The sequence below is a fragment of the Pseudomonas morbosilactucae genome (assembly GCF_023241665.1).
Lineage (GTDB): Bacteria > Pseudomonadota > Gammaproteobacteria > Pseudomonadales > Pseudomonadaceae > Aquipseudomonas > Aquipseudomonas morbosilactucae.
Genome location: NZ_JALQCX010000046.1, coordinates 1 through 17,065, shown reverse-complemented (window position 1 = coordinate 17,065; position 17,065 = coordinate 1). Strand labels below are relative to the sequence as shown.

Sequence of the window (17,065 nt, the reverse complement as noted above, 5' to 3'; positions counted from 1 at the left end):
TAATTGCCGTGAGGCTTGACCATATAACACCCAAGCAATTTGCTTAAGAAGCGAGTTGCGGTGTGTGAAGACGAAACGAACCGAAAGTTGAGATGCTCACAAAACACCGAAAGCTATCACATACCAATTTGCTGAAGCGAGGCATCTGGTCACGACTCAGTACCCGAATTTCTTGACGACCATAGAGCGTTGGAACCACCTGATCCCATCCCGAACTCAGCAGTGAAACGATGCATCGCCGATGGTAGTGTGGGGTTTCCCCATGTGAGAGTAGGTCATCGTCAAGATTAAATTCCGAAACCCCAATTGCGAAAGCAATTGGGGTTTTGTTTTTGCGCGAAAGAAAGTTCGACGGCGATCCACGTACTAGGCAGCCGTCAGTACCCACCTCGCAGTCAACACACCCTGCTCGGTACTCCCCCCAGAATCCACCCAGCAGGTACGGGCAACTCCCCCCGCATAAAGCCTTCCTGTAGAAACGACAAAGCCAGCACCCGGTGACAGGTGCTGGCTTTGGAGGGAACCGACAAGGATCAGAACTGATAGCTGACCGTGGCCGCCACGTTGCGCTCTTCGCCCAGGTAGCAGAAGTTCAGGCTTGCGCAGGAAGCCACGTAGGACTCATTGGTCAGGTTGTTGGCATTAAGGCGCACGTCGACGCCCTTCAGGCCGACTTTGCCCAGGTCATAGCCGATCGAGGCATCGAACAAGGTATAGGCTGGCACCTTCAGCGTGTTCTCCGCATCGGCCCAGCTATAGCCCACATAGCGCACACCGCCGCCCAGACGCAGGCCGTCGAGCGCGGCGCTTTCGAATGTGTAGTCGGCCCACAGCGACGCCATATGACGCGACGCCTGGGTGGGTGAGTTGCCTTGGTTCTCGATGATCTGGGTGGCAGTGCTCAAGGTGCTGACCATCGACTTCGAGTACTCAATATCGGTGAAGGTGTAGCTGCCCAGAACCTTGAGCTGATCGCTCAACTGCATATGCGCTTCCAGCTCCAGTCCTTGGGACCTGACAGCCCCCACCGCGCGATAGAAGTTCTCCTGGGGCAGCTTCGACGCCAGGTTTTCCTGATCGATACGGAACACCGACGCGGTAAACAGGTTCTCCGTCCCCGGTGGTTGGTACTTCACCCCGACCTCCCACTGCGTGCCATCGGTGGGTGGCAGCGGGTTGCCGGCGCTGTCGGAGTAAGAGTTGGGATTGAACGACTCGGAATAGCTGATGTAAGGCGCCACGCCGTTATCGAACAGGTAGAGCGCGCCCGCACGGCTGGTGAGCTTGGTACGACGGTCGCTGATTTCCGTGCCCAGCGGGCGATCGGTTTCAGCGATGCGATTCTCATCAGAGGTTTCCACCCAGTCCTGGCGCAGGCCGAGGGAGAAGCGCCACTTATCCATCTCGATCAGGTCCTGCAGATACACGCCCGTCTGTTCCTGGCGCCGTACATAGCTAGTAGGGCTGAAGTAGGTGATCGCCGAGTTGCCGTATTGCGGATCGAACGCATTGATCGGTGCCAGTTGCCCGCTTTGCCAGTCCACCACGGTCTTGCGCCGTTGATAGTCGGCGCCCAGCAGCAGGGTGTGCTTGGTCGCGCCGGTCAAGAACTCCGCTTGCAGCATGTTATCGACGATAAACGAGTGCAGTTTCTCGTCACCACCCGAGTAATAACGCCTCAGCTCGTTGCCGTTGGTTGTGTTCCAGCCATAGGCGTAAACCTGATCCAGCTTCACCCTGGAGTCGAGGTAGCGGAAGTTCTGCCGCGCGGTGAAGACATCATTGAAACGATGCTCGAATTGATAACCGAAGGACTGCTGGTCACGTTGATAACCGTCGATCCCCGGCTCACCCTCGAAGAAGTGTTCGGAGATGCGTTGCCCATTGCGCTGGTGCAGGGTGCCATCGGCCGGCATGCCGCCGTGATAACCGCCCTCGGGGTCGTGTTGCAGATAGGCCTGCAGCGTCAGCGAGGTGTCATCGCTGAAGTCGATGCTCAGGCTTGGGGCCAGGGCGTAGCGTTTTTCCTCGACGTGATCGAACTGGGTGTCCGAACGATCAGTAAGCCCTGTCAGGCGATAGGCAATGCGTTGGTTATCATCCAGCGGGCCGCTAAAGTCGAAGCCCATGCCGCGTTGGCCCTGGGTCCCAACGGTGGCCTGGACCTGATGAAACGGCTGGTAGAGCGGCTTCTTGCTGGTCAACGCTACCAACCCGCCCGGCGAACTGCGCCCATAAAGCACCGAGGACGGCCCCTTGAGAATATCCACCCGCTCGAGAAAATACGGGTCGACTTGCATGGTGCTGTAGGTGCCGCTGTCGCCCATGGATTTCAGGCCATCCAGGTAGATATTGTCCACCGAGCCGTCGTTGAAACCGCGCATCGCCACATAGTCATAACGGTGGGTAGCGCCATAGGGGTTGGTCAGCACGCCCGGGGTGTAGCGCATGGCCTGGGACACAGTCTGCGAGCCCTGGTCGTCCATCTGTTCGCGGGTGACCACCGAAACGCTTTGCGACGTCTCCAGCAAGGCGGTACTGGTCTTGGTCGCAATCTGGCTGTGGGTGGCGTTGTAGCCTTCCATGCTGCCCAAGGCGTTGCCCAGGGCAAACCCCTTGATGTCGGTGGCCGGCAGCGCCAGTGCGGCCTCTTCGGGCAGTGCCCGCAGGATGTAGCCGTTACCGTCCTGGCTGACCGCCTCCAGGCCCGAGCCGTTGAGCAACTGGCGCAGCCCTTGCTCCGTCGAATAGCGGCCCTGCAAGCCGGACGACGGCCGGTCGTTGGTCTGTTGCGGGGTACTGGAGAGGGTAATTCCCGCCTGTCGGGCAAACTGGTTGAGCGCCTCGCTGAGGGGGCCAGGGGCGATGTTGTAGCTGGGGCTCTCGGTGTTGAGGCTGGGGTCCGCCGCCTGGGCCAGAGGGGCTAGGGCGGTCAAGCCGAGTGTCGAGCAAAACAGCGCGGCCTGAATGGCTTGGCGCAAGGTGTGCGGGGTGTGCAGCGTGGGTGCAGTCATGGTCGGTTCCGTTACAGTCGTCGCGGGCAGAAGGAGGTGCTTACTGACCTAGCCGGACTCACGGATAAAACCCGCCAAAAAATTCACTATCAGACCACGCGCTCCAGGGTCACCCACCAGCGGGTGCGATAGCGCAGTTGCACCGGCAGGGTTTGCGGCAGGATCGCCAGCAGCTTGTCGGTGTCCTCCAGGCGGAACACCCCGGACAGGCGCAAATCGCTGATGTCCTTGGCACAGGCCAGGTAGCCATGGCGATAGCGCCCCACCTCTTGGAGGAAGTCTTGCAGGCGCATGTTGCGCGTGACGATCAGGCCGTCAGCCCAGGCCCCGACGTCCATGTCCTGCGGCGGTACCGGCCGCGCCTCGGTCGAACTGACCCGATAGCTCTCGCCCGCCTGCACCCGGGCTGCCACGCCGTCGGCGCCATGGGGCGAATGAATGGCCACGCTGCCGGCGGTTACGCTCAAGCGCGTGCAGTCGCGGTCCTGACGCAGCACAAAACGCGCGTCGAACCCTTCGAACAGGCCATGACGGCTCTGCACCAGCAATGGCCTGGCGGTGACGGTTTGTGGATCGCTGCCGCACGCCAGCATGATTTCCCCCCGGCGCAGGGCGATCAGGCGCTGTTGCGCGGTGAAGTCCAGGTCGGCCGCGCTGTCGGTGTTGAGCTCCAGGCGCGTGCCGTCGGGCAGTTGGTAACCGCGGCGTTCGCCGGTGGCCGTGGCGAAGTCGGCGTTCCACTGCGCCCAGCTGGTCAGGTCCCGGCCGACCCAGGCCGCAGAGCCCATCAGCAATACGCCACTGAGCAGTTTCAACGCCTGACGCCGGTCCAGGCGCTGGCTGCTGCTCTCCAGGGTATGCAACGCCACTTGGGCGCCGGGCACCGCCCGCAGGTTGGCACTGAGTTCTTCTTGCAACGACTGCACCCGCTGCCAGGCCAGCTCATGCTCCTGATGGGCAGCGCGCCAGACTTCGCATTGCTGCTGCAATTTGCGGTTGCCGGCGTTGTTGCGCAGGCGCAGCAACCAGTTGATGGCCTGCTTGACCACCAGGTGATCGGGGTTGCTGTTCAGGTGCAGCCGAGGCGAGAGGTTATCCACGCATCAACCCTCATAACGCAGCAGGTAGCAGTGATAGAGAGCCTGGGCCACGTAGCGCTCCACGGAACGCAAGGAGATGCCCATCTGCTCGGCAATCTGTTTGTGGCTCAGGCCGTCGCATTGGGCCAGGAGAAAGGCCTTGCGCACCTTGGGCTTGAGCCCTTCCAGCAGGCGCGCGATGCGTTCCAGCAACTCCATGACCAAGGCCCGGGCTTCGGCGCTGGGCACCTCGGCTTCCGGCAAGTGGGCAATGGTCTCCAGGTAGGCGCGCTCGATTTCCTCGCGGCGCCAGTGATCGATCACCAGGCCCCGGGCGATGGTGCGCAAAAACGCCCGAGGCGCCTTCAACTCCAGGCGCTCGGTGCGTTGCAGCAGGCGCACAAAGGTGTCCTGGGCCAGGTCCGCGGCATCCGCGGCGTTGCCCAGGCGATAGCGCAACCATTGGTTGAGCCAGCCGTGATGGTGGCTGTAGAGGGTCTGTACGGCGAACTCGGGGGAGGGCATGAGCGCGGTTGCCTGGGCGGTCACAAATGATAATTACTCGCATTGTCTTTCAGCGGTTGCCGATTTTGCAACCATCGCCCAACGGACCGTCATCAAAAAGGCATGCCCGGGGGCTGCGCTGCACCGTTCGGCGGTTTTTTGTCGGTTTGGTGATTTAGTTCGGATAAAGCCCTAAGGCTTGACGACTTTTTGCCGACAGCCTGACGAGACATGCGTGCACCAAAGTGGAGCGGCTCACGAGGCTGCTTTTCTGGACCCTGGTTAACTGAACCTGACACCCCAAACGCATCCCCACCTTCGGCATAAGAAGTCCCATTAAATGAATCTTAAGTTCAGCCATAAAATCCTTTTGGCCGCCTCAGGCGTAGTGGTTCTGGCTTTTGCGTTGTTCACTTTGTACAACGACTACCTGCAGCGGAACACCATCCGGCAGAACCTCGAATCCTCGATTCAGCAGGCCGGTGACCTGACCTCCAGCAGTGTGCAGAACTGGATGAGTGGGCGGATCCTGGTCCTGGAGAACCTGGCGCAAAACGTCGCCCACCAGGGCGCCAATGCCGACCTCCCCGGGCTGGTGGATCAGCCGGCGCTGACCTCGAACTTCCAGTTCACCTACGTTGGTCAGGTCAACGGCACCTTCACTCAGCGCCCTGACGCCAAGATGCCCGACGGCTACGACCCGCGTCAGCGTCCCTGGTACAAGCAGGCCGTCAGTGCCGACCAGACCATGTTGACCCCGCCTTACTCGGCGGCTGTTGGCGGCCTGGTGGTGACCATCGCCATCCCGGTGAAAAAACAGGGTGCGCTGTTGGGCGTGGTGGGCGGTGACTTGAGCCTCGACACCCTGGTGAAAATCATCAACTCGGTGGACTTCGGCGGGATCGGCCATGCGTTCCTGGTGAGTGCCGACGGTCAGGTGATCGTCAGCCCGGATAAAGACCAGGTGATGCAGAACCTCAAGGACATCTACCCGGGCACTCCCGTACGCATCGAGAAGGGCATCCAGGAAGTCCTGCTGAACAAGCAGCAGCGCATCCTCTCCTTCACCCCGGTCAACGGCCTGCCGAATGCCCAGTGGTACATCGGCCTGTCCATCGACCGGGACAAAGCCTACGCCCCCCTGAGCCAGTTCCGCACCTCGGCGCTGATCGCCATGTTTATCGCCGTGGCTGCGATTGCCGTGCTGCTGAGCCTGTTGATCCAGGTGCTGATGCGTCCGTTGACCACCATGGGCCGCGCCATGCAGGACATCGCCCAGGGCGAGGGCGATTTGACTCGCCGCCTGACCGTGGCCAGCAATGACGAGTTCGGCGAACTGGGCAGCTCCTTCAACCAGTTTGTGGAGCGTATCCACGCGTCGATTTCCGAAGTGTCCTCGGCCACCCGCCAAGTGCATGACTTGTCTCAGCGCGTCATGGCTTCGTCCAACGCCTCGATCATCGGCTCCGATGAGCAGAGCGCGCGGACCAACAGCGTGGCCGCGGCGATCAACGAGTTGGGGGCGGCCACCCAGGAGATCGCCCGCAACGCTGCAGACGCTTCGCAACACGCCAGCGGCGCCAGCGAGCAGGCCGACGACGGTCGCCAAGTGGTCGAGCAGACCATCCAGGCCATGACTGAGCTGTCGCAGAAAATCAGCCTGTCCTGCACCCAGATCGAAACCCTCAATGCCAGCACCGACAACATCGGGCACATCCTCGATGTGATCAAAGGCATCTCCCAGCAGACCAACCTGTTGGCGCTCAACGCGGCCATCGAAGCGGCCCGTGCCGGGGAAGCCGGTCGCGGCTTTGCCGTGGTGGCCGACGAGGTGCGCAACCTGGCGCACCGGACCCAGGAATCGGCGGAGGAAATCCACAAGATGATCACCTCGCTGCAGGTCGGCTCCCGCGAGGCGGTGTCGACGATGAACGCCAGCCAGGTGTCCAGCGAAGAGAGCGTCGAGGTGGCCAACCAGGCCGGTGCGCGGTTGGTCAGCGTGACCCAGCGCATCACCGAAATCGACGGCATGAACCAGTCGGTGGCCGCGGCCACTGAAGAGCAGACCGCCGTGGTCGAGACCCTCAACGTCGACATCAACCAAATCAACCTGCTGAACCAGCAGGGCGTGGCCAACCTCAATGAAACCCTGAAGGATTGTGATGCCCTGTCGCTGCAGGCCAGCCGCCTGAAGCAACTGGTGGACAGCTTCAAGATCTGATCGCCAGGCGGCACCCCCCGAGAACCCGCTCTGGCCATCCGGCAGAGCGGGTTTTTCATGGGCGGCATAAACCGCCCGGGCCGTGCCTAGCGCCCGTGGGTGCCGAGGCGAGTGGAGGTGTCCAGGCGCCGGCCGGGTTCGCCGAGTAAGCCCAGGTGGGTGTTGATCAGTTGCAGCAGGCGCTGGCGCTGGGACTTGATAAAGAAATGGTTGCCGGCCACTTCCACCAGTTCGAACTCACGCTGGGTGAACTCGGACCAATTCAACATATGGCTGGCCTCGGCGACGGGGTCTTCATTGCCATAAAAGGCGGTCAGCGGCACCTGCAGGCTATCGCTGGAGGTGTCGTACCAGGTTTCGAACAGTTTCAGGCCGTTGCGCAGCAGGGCTTCGTACTGCTGCACATCGTCGGCGTCCTTGAGCACTCCAAACGGCGTGGCCCCCAGGGTCAGCATGGCCTCGCGAAACGCCTCGATGGGCAAGGTGTGCAGCAACGGGTGGCGCGGCAGGCTGTCGGGGCTGCGGCAGCCGGAGACAAACAGATGCCGGGTTTGCCCTGGGCAGTGCTGCTGGGCGTACTTGGCGGCTTCATAGGCCAGCAGCGCGCCCAGGCCATGGCCGAACAGCGCGTGGGGCTGGCTGAGCAGCGGCTGCAGGGCGGCGCAGGTCGGGCCCAGCAAGCTCGGCCAGTCCGGGTAGGGGGCTTCGTGTCGGCGTGGTCCGTGGCCCGGCAGCCGGACCACCACCAGCTCGATATGGTCATCCAGGCCAGCGGCCCAACTGCGCATCTGCTCCGGCGCCGCGCCGGCCTGGGGGAAGCAGATCAGGCGGATTCCCTTGGGCTGGCCGGAGTTGATCACCAGGGTCCATTTCGCATCGTCAGGGTGCACAGTGCTTCCTCAAGCCTGGGAGACATTGGCCCGTAGGGCTCAGGCCCCCCAGGCTGCCGAGCGTCATGCCGGGGGTGGCTGTCGCAGGTAATTGCCGATGGCCGTGGCACCACTTTGCAGGTGCCGTTCAAGCACGCTGACGGCGCCTTCGACGTCCTTGGCGGCGACGGCGGCCAGCAGTTCGCGGTGGTCGTCCTGGGTGAGTTTGCCCAGGCCCATGGCGGACAAGTGAAAACGCAGGAAACGTTCTTCCTGGTTCAGCTCCAGTTCGATCAGGTTCAGCAGCTTGCGGTTGGGCGCCTTGCCGTAGAGCGTCATGTGGAACAGGCGGTTGAGGCGGCCCATTTCGGCGTGGTTGTTGTCCTGTTCCAGGCTTTCGATATAGCCCAGCGCCTGCGCGATATCGTGCTCATCCAGATGGGGGATCGACAGGCGCAGGGCTTCGCGCTCCAACAGCATGCGCAAGGCGTAGGTGTCGATGGCATCGAAGTCGATCAGGGGCGCCACCACCGCGCCCTTGTTGGTCTCGACGTGCACCAGGGCCTGGGCTTCGAGCTGGCGCAAGGCCTCGCGCACCGGCATGCGGCTGACGCCAAACAGATCGGCCAGGTCTTGCTGGCGCAAGGCGATACCGCTGGGAAGACGACCGTCGAGGATCGCTGCGCGCAGGGTTTCCTCGATCACGGCACGGGCCAGATGGGCTGGAATGGGCCCGTCGACAACAATTTTGCTCAAAGGGGCCGCTTTTTTCTTCACGCTGGCGCTGCTCTGCTCGGGAAATTGGATCCAATGCACACTAGAGAGTGCCGACAGGCTTGTCAAAAGACTCGGCTCACGACGGATCTGTGGCAATCAAGTGCCGCATTTCATCCCTTGCAGCTGCCCGTGCCGTTACCGGCCGAGCGTGAAAGCTATCCTCTGATATCGTTTAGCGTAGCGCTTCCCTTTACGGGCGGGTGCCGGCGGCCAAGCCTCGATGGCCGTGCCGGGCGTCCCCCTCCATGCCGTTCCCAACGACCCCACGGACACATTCCATTGGCGGCACGTCTGGCTCTTTTTCGAACCCTGCGCCGGGCCTTTTCAGCGTTGTTGCTGGCCGGGGTCTTGCTGGGGGGGCTGCATGCCGATTGGGATTTCTCCCGGATCAGCCAGCGCGCGGGCGCATTGTACGGGCCGCTGGGGGAAGGACAGAAGCGGATTGATGCCTGGCAGCAATTGCTGGCCACGCAACAGCAGGTCGGCGAGGGGGAGCAGCTCCAAGTGGTCAACCGGTTCTTCAATAAAAACCTGAGCTACCAGGAAGACATCGACCTCTGGCATCAGGTGGATTACTGGGCCACGCCGGTCGAGGCCTTGTGGAAGGGCGCCGGTGATTGTGAGGACTACGCAATCGCCAAGTATTTCAGCCTGCGCTATCTCGGGGTGGCCAGCGACAAGCTACGGATTACCTACGTCAAGGCCCTGCGCCAGAACCGCGCGCACATGGTCCTGACCTACTACTCGAGCCCTGAGGCCATGCCCCTGGTGCTCGACAGCCTGGTCGACAATATCCAGCCGGCCAGCCAGCGCACTGACCTGTTGCCGGTCTACGCCTTCAATGCCGAGGGGCTGTGGCTGCCCGGCGCCAAGGGCAATCAGCGGGTGGGTGACACCAAGCGCCTGTCTCGCTGGCAGGACCTGTTGAAGAAAATGCAGGCCGAAGGTTTCCCGGTCGAGATCACTCACTAGGAGCACAAACCCAGATGTCTTTGTTCAAACAACTGTTGATCGCAATCTGCGTGTTCCTGGTGGTCGCTTTCAGCGGCAGCTTCATGGTCAGCCTGGAAAGCTCGCGGGCCCAGTACGTCAACCAACTGCGCTCCCATGCCCAGGACGCGGCCACGGCGCTGGCCCTGTCGCTGACGCCGAACATCGACGACCCGGCGATGGTCGAGCTGATGGTCAGTTCGATTTTCGACAGTGGTTACTACGCCAGCATCCGCGTGGTGGACTTGGCGACCGGCAAGACCCTGGTCGAGCGCAGCGGCGTGCCCGAGGTCAGCAACGTGCCGCGCTGGTTTGTCGCGCTGATCGGGCTGGAGCCGGCGGGGGGCGATGCCATCGTCAGTCGCGGCTGGGAGCAGGCGGCTCGGGTGGAAGTGCTCAGCCACCCGATGTTCGCGGTGGCCAAGCTCTGGCAAAGCGCCTTGGGCAGCCTCGGCTGGCTGCTGATCTGTGGTGCGGTCAGTGCGGTGCTGGGGGCGTTGCTCCTGCGGCGCCAGCTCAAGCCCCTGGACTACATGGTGGAGCAGTCCCACGCCATCGCCCGGCGCGAGTTTCTCAGCCTGCCGGACCTGCCCCGCACCCCGGAGCTGCGGCGGGTGGTGCAGGCCATGAACCAGATGGTCGAGAAGCTCAAGGCGCTGTTCCAGGAGCAGGCCGAGCGCAGCGAGAAGCTGCGGGTCGAGTCCTATCAGGACAGCCTGACCGGGTTGGGCAACCGGCGTTATTTCGACGTGCAGTTGCAGGACCGCCTGCAACACTCCGAACGCGCCAGTTCCGGTTACTTGCTGCTGTTACGGGTCAACGACCTGGCCGGCCTCAACCAGCGCCTCGGCGGGCAGCAGACCGACCAGCTGTTGCAGGCCGTGGGCGAGTTGCTGGTGCGCGAATGCCGGCTGCACCCAGAAACCCAGAACCTGGCAAGCCGGATCCGCGGCGGTGAGTTTGCCGTGCTGGCGCCGGGGCTGGTGCACGACGAAGCCCAGCATCTGGCCCAGCACCTGGCTGCAGCCTTGCGCAGCCTGTACGCCACGGGCGCCAGCGATGTTCAACCCGTCACCGCCATTGGCCTGGCGCCCTTTGTCCACGGCGACTCGCCCCAGACGCTGCTCGCCCTGGGCGACCAGGCGTTGGCCCAGGCCGAAGCCCAGGGCGACGTCAGTTGGGCCTGCCTGGAACACAGCTCGTTGCGCCTGGGGGACGATCACCATGCCTGGCACAGCCTGCTGGACAGCGCCCTCGACCAGGGGCGTTTCGAGCTGTACTTCCAGCCCGTGGTGGCGGCTCGGGACAGGTCCCTGGTGCTGCATTACAAAGTGCTGTCGCGACTCTTGGACGAGCAGGGCCAGAGCATTCCCGCCGGGCGCTTTCTGCCCTGGCTGGATCGCTTCGGCTGGACCGCGCGCCTGGACCGGCTGATGTTGCACAAGGTGCTGCGGCAGATGGCAGGCCATCAGGAATGCCTGGCCCTGAACCTGTCGGCCGCGACCCTGGACGATCCCCAGGCCTTGAGCCAGGTCCTGGAAACCCTGCGCCAGCACGCACCGCTGGGGCCGCGCCTGACCCTGGAGATCGGCGAAGAGCAATTGCCCGAGCAGGGGCCGCTGGAGCAACTGACCCGACGTCTGCGGGAGCTGGGCTTCTCCCTCAGCCTGCAGCGCTTTGGTGGCCGGTTCAGCATGATCGGCAACCTGTCGCACTTGGGCCTGGCGTACCTGAAAATCGACGGCAGCTACATTCGCGCCATCGACCAAGAGAGCGACAAACGCCTGTTTATCGAAGCCATCCAGCGTGCGGCCCACAGCATCGACCTACCCTTGATCGCCGAGCGGGTAGAGACCGAAGGGGAGTTGCAGGTGATCTGCGAGATGGGCCTGTTTGGCGTGCAGGGGCAACTGCTGGGTGACCCGGCCCCCTGGCACCGGTGAGTCGGGGCAGGGCTAGATCAGCCCGCTCTCGTCCTCGTCGATCAACTGATCCAGCCCCCCGAGCGCTTCCCGGGCGTGGCTGCGGTCCATCAATTTGGCCTGGGCCGCCGGCGGCAGGTCGGTGACCCGGATCACGCCTTTGCTGGTCAGTACCTGAATCAGGTCGTCGAGCACCCGGATCATCTCCAGGTCGCTCTGCCTGAGTTGCTTCAAGCGCACCTCCAGCGCCTGGCCGGCGTACCAGGCCTGGACCTCGGGATGATCGGGTGGCAGCACTTCGCTGGCACCGGCATACGCCGCCGCCTCCACGCGAACCAACTGACCCTGGGCGTCGCGTTGCACGTAGAACATAGTGAATCCCTCACGAATGTGGCCCGACGGCAGGCTGTCAGCAGCATAGGTCACCGTGGCGATGCGAGCCGGAGCCGGTGTTGCAATTGCCATATCGTTATTCACTAACGGTATTTAAATTTCAGTTCTTATACCTATAAAGTCGATTCCCTGCGTACCTGCCGACCCATCGGCGCGCCGCACGAAATGAACCAACACGGGGCCTCCGTGAGTTTCTGATCGACGCACGCGCCAGTGGGCGTGCTCTGCGTGGGAGTGAGTCATGTCTGTCGTATCTGCGTCTGTAAGTGCTGCGCCTATCGCCGCACAACCTTTCGAAATTCGCCCGTTCACGGGCGCCGTCGGGGCCGAAATCATCGGCCTGGACTTGTCCCGGCCGGTCAACGACCAGGACTTTGCACGCATCCATCGTGCGCACCTGGACTATCACGTGGTGGTCTTCCGCGACCAGCGCATCAGCCCCGAACAGCAGATCGCCTTCAGCCGCCGTTTTGGTGTGCTGCAGATCCATGTGCTCAAGCAGTTCCTGCTGGCCGGGCACCCGGAAATCCTCATCGTTTCCAACATCATCGAGAACGGCCAATCCATCGGCCTCGGTGACGCTGGCAAGTTCTGGCACTCGGACCTGTCCTACAAGGAGCTGCCCAGCCTGGGTTCGATGCTGCACGCCCAGGAGTTGCCGGCTGAAGGCGGCGACACCTTGTTCGCCGACATGCACAAAGCCTGGGACAACCTGCCCGAGGCCCTGCGCAAGGCGGTCGAAGGCCGCAGCGCCGCCCACTCCTACACGGCCCGCTACAGCGAGACCAAGTTCGAGGGCAACTGGCGCCCGACCCTGACCCCGGAGCAACTGGCCCAGGTCGCCGAGGTGGTGCACCCCGTTGTTCGCACCCACCCGGAAAACGGCCGCAAGGCGCTGTTTGTCAGCGAAGGTTTCACCACCCGCATCGTCGGCCTGCCGGAAGACGAAAGCGCCCAGTTGCTGGGCGAGTTGTACGCCCACAGCGTGCTGCCGGAAAACATCTACCGCCATCAATGGCAGCCCCACGACCTGGTGTTCTGGGACAACCGCTCGCTGATCCACCTGGCCGCCGGTTGCCCGAGCCATCTGCGCCGCAAGCTGTATCGAACCACCATCCAGGGCGACGCCCCTTACTGATCAGCCAGGCACGGCAGGAGAATCACCATGTCCTTATCCATTCCCTTCATCCCCCGCCTCGGCAAACTGGCCACGGCCATCGGCCTGGGTTTCAGCCTGCTGGCCGGCAGCCTGGTGGCCCCGACGGCGGCCCACGCCGAAGGCGAAATTCGCATCGCCGAACAGTTCGGCATCGTCTATTTGCTGCTCAACGTGGTGCGCGACCAGAACCTGATTGAAAAGCACGGCAAGGAAGAGGGCATCGACATCAAGGTCGACTGGACCCAACTGTCCGGCGGCGCGGCAGTGAACGACGCGTTGCTCTCCGGCTCCATCGACATCGCCGGGGCCGGCGTCGGCCCGCTGTTGACCATCTGGGACCGCACCCATGGCCGGCAGAACGTCAAGGCCGTGGCGTCCCTGGGTAACTTCCCTTACTACCTGGTGAGCAACAATCCCAAGGTCAAGACCATCGCCGACTTCACCGAGAAGGACCGCATCGCGGTGCCGGCGGTGGGCGTCTCGGTGCAGTCGCGCTTCCTGCAATACGCCGCGGCCAAGCAATGGGGCGACAAGGAATTCAATCGCCTGGATAAGTACACCATCGCCGTGCCTCACCCGGACGCCACCGCCGCGCTGATTGCTGGCGGCACCGAGTTGACCGGGCACTTCTCCAACCCACCGTTCCAGGACCAGGCCCTGGAGAACCCCAACGTGCACGTGGTGCTGAACACCTACGACCTGCTGGGCCCGAACTCGCCGACGGTGCTGTTCGCCACCGAGAAATTCCGTAACGACAACCCGAAAACCTACAAGGCCTTCGTTGAAGCCCTGGCCGAAGCCGCCGAGTTCGCCCAGAACGACAAAGGCGCGGCCGCCGACACTTACATCCGTGTGACCAAGGCCAAGATCGACCGCGCCGCGCTGCTGAAAATCATCGACAACCCGCAGTTCGAATTCAGCGTGACGCCGAAAAACACCTACCCGCTGGCGGAGTTCCTGTACCGCGTCGGCGCCATCAAGAACAAGCCGGAATCGTGGAAGGACTACTTCTTCCAGGACGCCAAGCCGCTGCAAGGGAGCTGAGTGCGATGAATGCCCCCTTGCCAGGCCACACGGTCAGCAACCTCACCGCCACCGCCCAGCGGCTGCTGGCGGTGGATAACGTCAGCCTGGAATACCGCACCCCGCAGCGCGTGGTGCGGGCCACCCACCAGGTGAGTTTCGAGATCGACCCCGGCGATCGTTTTGTCCTGCTCGGCCCTTCGGGCTGCGGCAAGTCCACCCTGCTCAAGGCGGTGGCCGGGTTTATCCAACCCTGCGAGGGCCAGATCCGCCTGCAAGGGCAGGCGGTGCACCAGCCAGGGCCGGATCGCATCGTGGTGTTCCAGGAGTTCGACCAACTGCCGCCCTGGAAAACCGTGAAGCAGAACGTGATGTTCCCCCTGCTGGCGTCCAAGACCCTCGGTCGCCGCGAGGCCGAAGAGCGTGCCCTGCATTACCTCGATAAAGTGGGCCTGGCGGCCTTTGCCGATGCCTACCCGCACACCTTGTCCGGCGGCATGAAGGCACGGGTGGCGATTGCCCGGGCCCTGGCCATGCAACCGAAAATCCTGCTGATGGACGAGCCCTTCGCCGCCCTCGACGCCCTGACCCGGCGCAAGATGCAGGAAGAGTTGCTGCTGCTCTGGGAAGAGGTGCGTTTCACCTTGCTGTTCGTCACCCACTCCATTGAAGAAGCGCTGGTGGTGGGCAACCGCATCCTCTTGCTGTCGCCGCATCCGGGGCGCGTACGGGCGGAAGTCCACAGCCATCAATACGACCTGCAAAGCCTCGGTGGCGTGGCGTTCCAGCAGACCGCACGGCGTATTCACCGGTTATTGTTCGATGAAGGCCAGTCGCCGGAAACCGACACCGAGCTGGATTTCGCCGATATCCGTATCGCCTATTGAGCCGTCAGGCCACCGTTGAACGAGGAACGCCCGATGAGCCATTCATCCCCCGTGCGCGAGGAATACGAAGTTGTCCTCGAGCCGTTGCTGCAAGTCCCCCTGGAGCGCGAGTTGCCTCTGGCCCAGCGCCTCTGGCAACAGGGCTGGCTGCGCAAAAGCCTGATCCTGGTGCTGCTGGCGCTGCTCTGGGAAGCCGTGGCCCGCTACCAGAACAACGATCTGCTGCTGCCCAGCTTCCTGCAGACCGCCAGCGCCCTGTCCGACGGACTGCTCAGCGGTGAACTGCTGGGCAAGGTGGGCATTTCCCTGGTGGTGCTGCTCAAGGGCTACCTGATCGGCATAGTGCTGGCCTTTGCCCTGACCACCCTGGCGGTCTCGACCCAGTTTGGCCGTGACCTGCTGAGCACCCTGACCTCGATGTTCAACCCGCTGCCGGCCATTGCCCTGCTGCCTCTGGCGCTGCTGTGGTTTGGGCTGGGGCAGAACAGCCTGATCTTCGTGCTGGTGCATTCGGTGCTCTGGGCCCTGGCCTTGAACACCTACGCCGGGTTTCTCGGCGTCTCGGAAACCCTGCGTATGGCCGGGCGCAATTACGGCCTCAAGGGCCTGCGCCTGGTGCTGTTCATCCTGATTCCGGCCGCGTTGCCGTCGATTCTCGCCGGCTTGAAGATCGGCTGGGCCTTCGCCTGGCGCACCCTGATCGCCGCCGAACTGGTGTTCGGCGCCACCAGTGGCAAGGGCGGTCTGGGCTGGTACATCTTCCAGAACCGCAACGAGCTCTACACCGACAAAGTCTTCGCCGGGCTGGCGGTGGTGATCCTCATCGGCCTGCTGGTGGAAAACCTGGTGTTCGACACCCTGGAGCGCGTCACCGTCAAACGCTGGGGCATGCAGCGCTAAACGGCCCCCCAACGGACTCGCCCCCAACCGTAGGAGCTGGCTTGCCAGCGAAGGCGTCCTCCAGGTTTGCATCCGGCTCGGGGGCCTGTTCGCCGGCAAGCCGGCTCCTACGGTCATGGCAGCCCTCTTTCTGAGCGACAAGCCTGCTAGCATTGCGTCCGGATCATTCCCGATCAGCCACGAGTGCTCAGCATGCAACTCCCGGACATGAACCTTCTGGTGGCCCTCGACGCCTTGCTCGACGAGGGCAGCGTGGTCGGCGCCGCACGGCGCATGAACCTCAGCCCGGCGGCCATGAGCCGCACCCTGACCCGCATCCGCGAGGCCCTGGGCGACCCGATCCTGGTACGCGCCGGCCGTGGCCTGGTGCCCACGCCCAAGGCCCTGGAGCTGCGCAGCCAGGTGCGGGACGTGGTGGAGCAGGCGGCGCTGGTGTTTCGCTCGGCGGACCAGGTGGACCTGCATGCCCTGCAGCGTCGCTTCAACGTGCGTGCCAACGACTTTTTCGTCGGCGTCTACGGCGGGCGGCTGATCGACACCCTGGAGCGTCAGGCACCGCTGTGCGAGCTGCGCTTCGTCCCTGAAGGCGATGCCGATGACGAGGCCCTGCGCGAAGGCCGCATTGACTTGCACATCAGCAACACCCGGCCGCTGACCCCGGAAGTGAAGGTGCAGAACCTGTTTTCCACCCACTTCGTCGGCCTGGTCCGTGACGATCACCCGCTGCTGGACGAAGAGATCAACGCCGAGCGCTTTGCCGCCTATCCCCATATCAGCATGTCGCGACGCGGTATCGCGCGCGGGCCCATCGACGCTGCCCTGGCCGAACTCGGCCTGCAACGCCGGGTGCCGCTGATTGCCCCGAGTTTTCATGCCGCGATGTTTATGCTGCCCGACTCGGACCTGATCCTGCCGGTGCCCAAGGAAACCCTGCTCAGCGTGACCCGCCTGGGCTTGCGCCTGCGGGCCTTTACCCTGCCCATCGCCCTGCCGACCCTGATGCTGACCACTGCCTGGCACCCGCGCTACGACAAAGACCCGGCCCACAAATGGTTCCGCGAAACCCTGCGCACCTGCTGCCAGGAAACCTGGCACGAAGCCCAACCCACCTGAGCCCCGCCCGCCCTCTCTGGCACCTTCCGTAGGAGCCGGCTTGCCGGCGATAGCGATCTTGCGGACGCCATCGCTGGCAAGCCAGCTCCTACAGCCTCCTCGGGCTTGCCCATCCTTTCTCTGACGCCGCGATCGTCTTCCCGTAGGAGCCGGCTTGCCGGCGATAGCGATCTTGCGGACGCCATCGCTGGCCAGCCAGCGCCTACAGCCCTCT

14 protein-coding genes, 1 rRNA gene and 1 pseudogene are annotated in these 17,065 nt (G+C 63.3%); 10 read left to right on the top strand and 6 right to left on the bottom strand.

The features are described from left to right. The first annotated feature begins 171 nt into the window (after positions 1 to 171). Positions 172 to 287, top strand: a 5S ribosomal RNA gene (gene rrf / locus M1B35_RS22785). Positions 288 to 533: 246 nt separating this feature from the next. On the opposite strand, the gene M1B35_RS22780 is transcribed toward rrf, so the two are convergent. From M1B35_RS22780 to M1B35_RS22770, 3 genes are all read right to left on the bottom strand, one after another. Beyond that, positions 534 to 3,014 carry a TonB-dependent siderophore receptor gene (locus tag M1B35_RS22780; RefSeq protein ID WP_268263153.1) on the bottom strand — a complete coding sequence of 827 codons (2,481 nt, stop codon included), beginning with the start codon at positions 3,012 to 3,014 and terminating at the stop codon, positions 534 to 536. A gap of 89 nt (positions 3,015 to 3,103) precedes the next feature. After that, positions 3,104 to 4,114: a FecR domain-containing protein gene (locus M1B35_RS22775; protein WP_268263152.1), complete on the bottom strand. Its 1,011-nt coding sequence runs from the start codon at positions 4,112 to 4,114 to the stop codon at positions 3,104 to 3,106. A gap of 3 nt (positions 4,115 to 4,117) precedes the next feature. Beyond that, positions 4,118 to 4,618: a sigma-70 family RNA polymerase sigma factor gene (locus M1B35_RS22770; protein WP_123328824.1), complete on the bottom strand. Its 501-nt coding sequence runs from the start codon at positions 4,616 to 4,618 to the stop codon at positions 4,118 to 4,120. 319 nt (positions 4,619 to 4,937) lie between these two features. Between M1B35_RS22770 and M1B35_RS32355 the strand changes: the two are divergent. Together M1B35_RS32355 and M1B35_RS32350 are read left to right on the top strand one after the other, a co-directional pair. After that, positions 4,938 to 5,963: pseudogene (locus M1B35_RS32355) on the top strand (HAMP domain-containing protein); the annotation flags it as partial. A 69-nt stretch (positions 5,964 to 6,032) separates the two neighbouring features. Next, positions 6,033 to 6,818 (top strand): methyl-accepting chemotaxis protein, encoded by a 786-nt coding sequence (locus M1B35_RS32350; protein ID WP_425273439.1) that lies wholly within the window; start codon positions 6,033 to 6,035, stop codon positions 6,816 to 6,818. A gap of 86 nt (positions 6,819 to 6,904) precedes the next feature. Here M1B35_RS32350 and M1B35_RS22760 read toward each other — a convergent pair whose 3' ends face one another. Further along, the gene (locus tag M1B35_RS22760; protein ID WP_268263151.1) at positions 6,905 to 7,708 is read right to left on the bottom strand and encodes a thioesterase II family protein; all 804 of its coding nucleotides are present in this window, start codon (positions 7,706 to 7,708) and stop codon (positions 6,905 to 6,907) included. A gap of 63 nt (positions 7,709 to 7,771) precedes the next feature. Next, positions 7,772 to 8,464: a GntR family transcriptional regulator gene (locus M1B35_RS22755; protein WP_268263155.1), complete on the bottom strand. Its 693-nt coding sequence runs from the start codon at positions 8,462 to 8,464 to the stop codon at positions 7,772 to 7,774. A 279-nt stretch (positions 8,465 to 8,743) separates the two neighbouring features. Here M1B35_RS22755 and lapG point away from each other — a divergent pair, with 279 nt between their 5' ends. After that, on the top strand, positions 8,744 to 9,436 hold the full coding sequence (gene lapG, locus M1B35_RS22750; RefSeq protein ID WP_123328827.1) for a cysteine protease LapG: 693 nt from the start codon (positions 8,744 to 8,746) through the stop codon (positions 9,434 to 9,436). Positions 9,437 to 9,450: 14 nt separating this feature from the next. Next, positions 9,451 to 11,397 (top strand): cyclic di-GMP receptor LapD, encoded by a 1,947-nt coding sequence (lapD, locus tag M1B35_RS22745; protein WP_268263150.1) that lies wholly within the window; start codon positions 9,451 to 9,453, stop codon positions 11,395 to 11,397. A 12-nt stretch (positions 11,398 to 11,409) separates the two neighbouring features. Here lapD and M1B35_RS22740 read toward each other — a convergent pair whose 3' ends face one another. Further along, a complete protein-coding gene (locus M1B35_RS22740) occupies positions 11,410 to 11,748 on the bottom strand; it encodes a tryptophan synthase subunit beta (protein WP_123328829.1) in 339 nt (112 codons plus the stop codon). Between the two features lie 262 nt (positions 11,749 to 12,010). Between M1B35_RS22740 and M1B35_RS22735 the strand changes: the two genes are divergently transcribed. The 5 genes from M1B35_RS22735 to M1B35_RS22715 all read left to right on the top strand — a co-directional run bounded on the left by M1B35_RS22735 (position 12,011) and on the right by M1B35_RS22715 (position 16,851). Further along, positions 12,011 to 12,907, top strand: coding sequence for a TauD/TfdA dioxygenase family protein (locus tag M1B35_RS22735; protein ID WP_123328830.1), 897 nt, complete (start codon positions 12,011 to 12,013; stop codon positions 12,905 to 12,907). Positions 12,908 to 12,934: 27 nt separating this feature from the next. Further along, a complete protein-coding gene (locus tag M1B35_RS22730; protein ID WP_279653553.1) occupies positions 12,935 to 13,972 on the top strand; it encodes an ABC transporter substrate-binding protein in 1,038 nt (345 codons plus the stop codon). A 5-nt stretch (positions 13,973 to 13,977) separates the two neighbouring features. After that, positions 13,978 to 14,838 (top strand): ABC transporter ATP-binding protein, encoded by an 861-nt coding sequence (locus M1B35_RS22725; protein WP_268263149.1) that lies wholly within the window; start codon positions 13,978 to 13,980, stop codon positions 14,836 to 14,838. Positions 14,839 to 14,871: 33 nt separating this feature from the next. Next, entirely contained in the window at positions 14,872 to 15,738 is an 867-nt protein-coding gene (locus M1B35_RS22720) for an ABC transporter permease (protein ID WP_268263148.1), read from the top strand. A 192-nt stretch (positions 15,739 to 15,930) separates the two neighbouring features. Next, a complete protein-coding gene (locus M1B35_RS22715) occupies positions 15,931 to 16,851 on the top strand; it encodes a LysR family transcriptional regulator (protein WP_123328834.1) in 921 nt (306 codons plus the stop codon). Positions 16,852 to 17,065 lie beyond the last annotated feature (214 nt).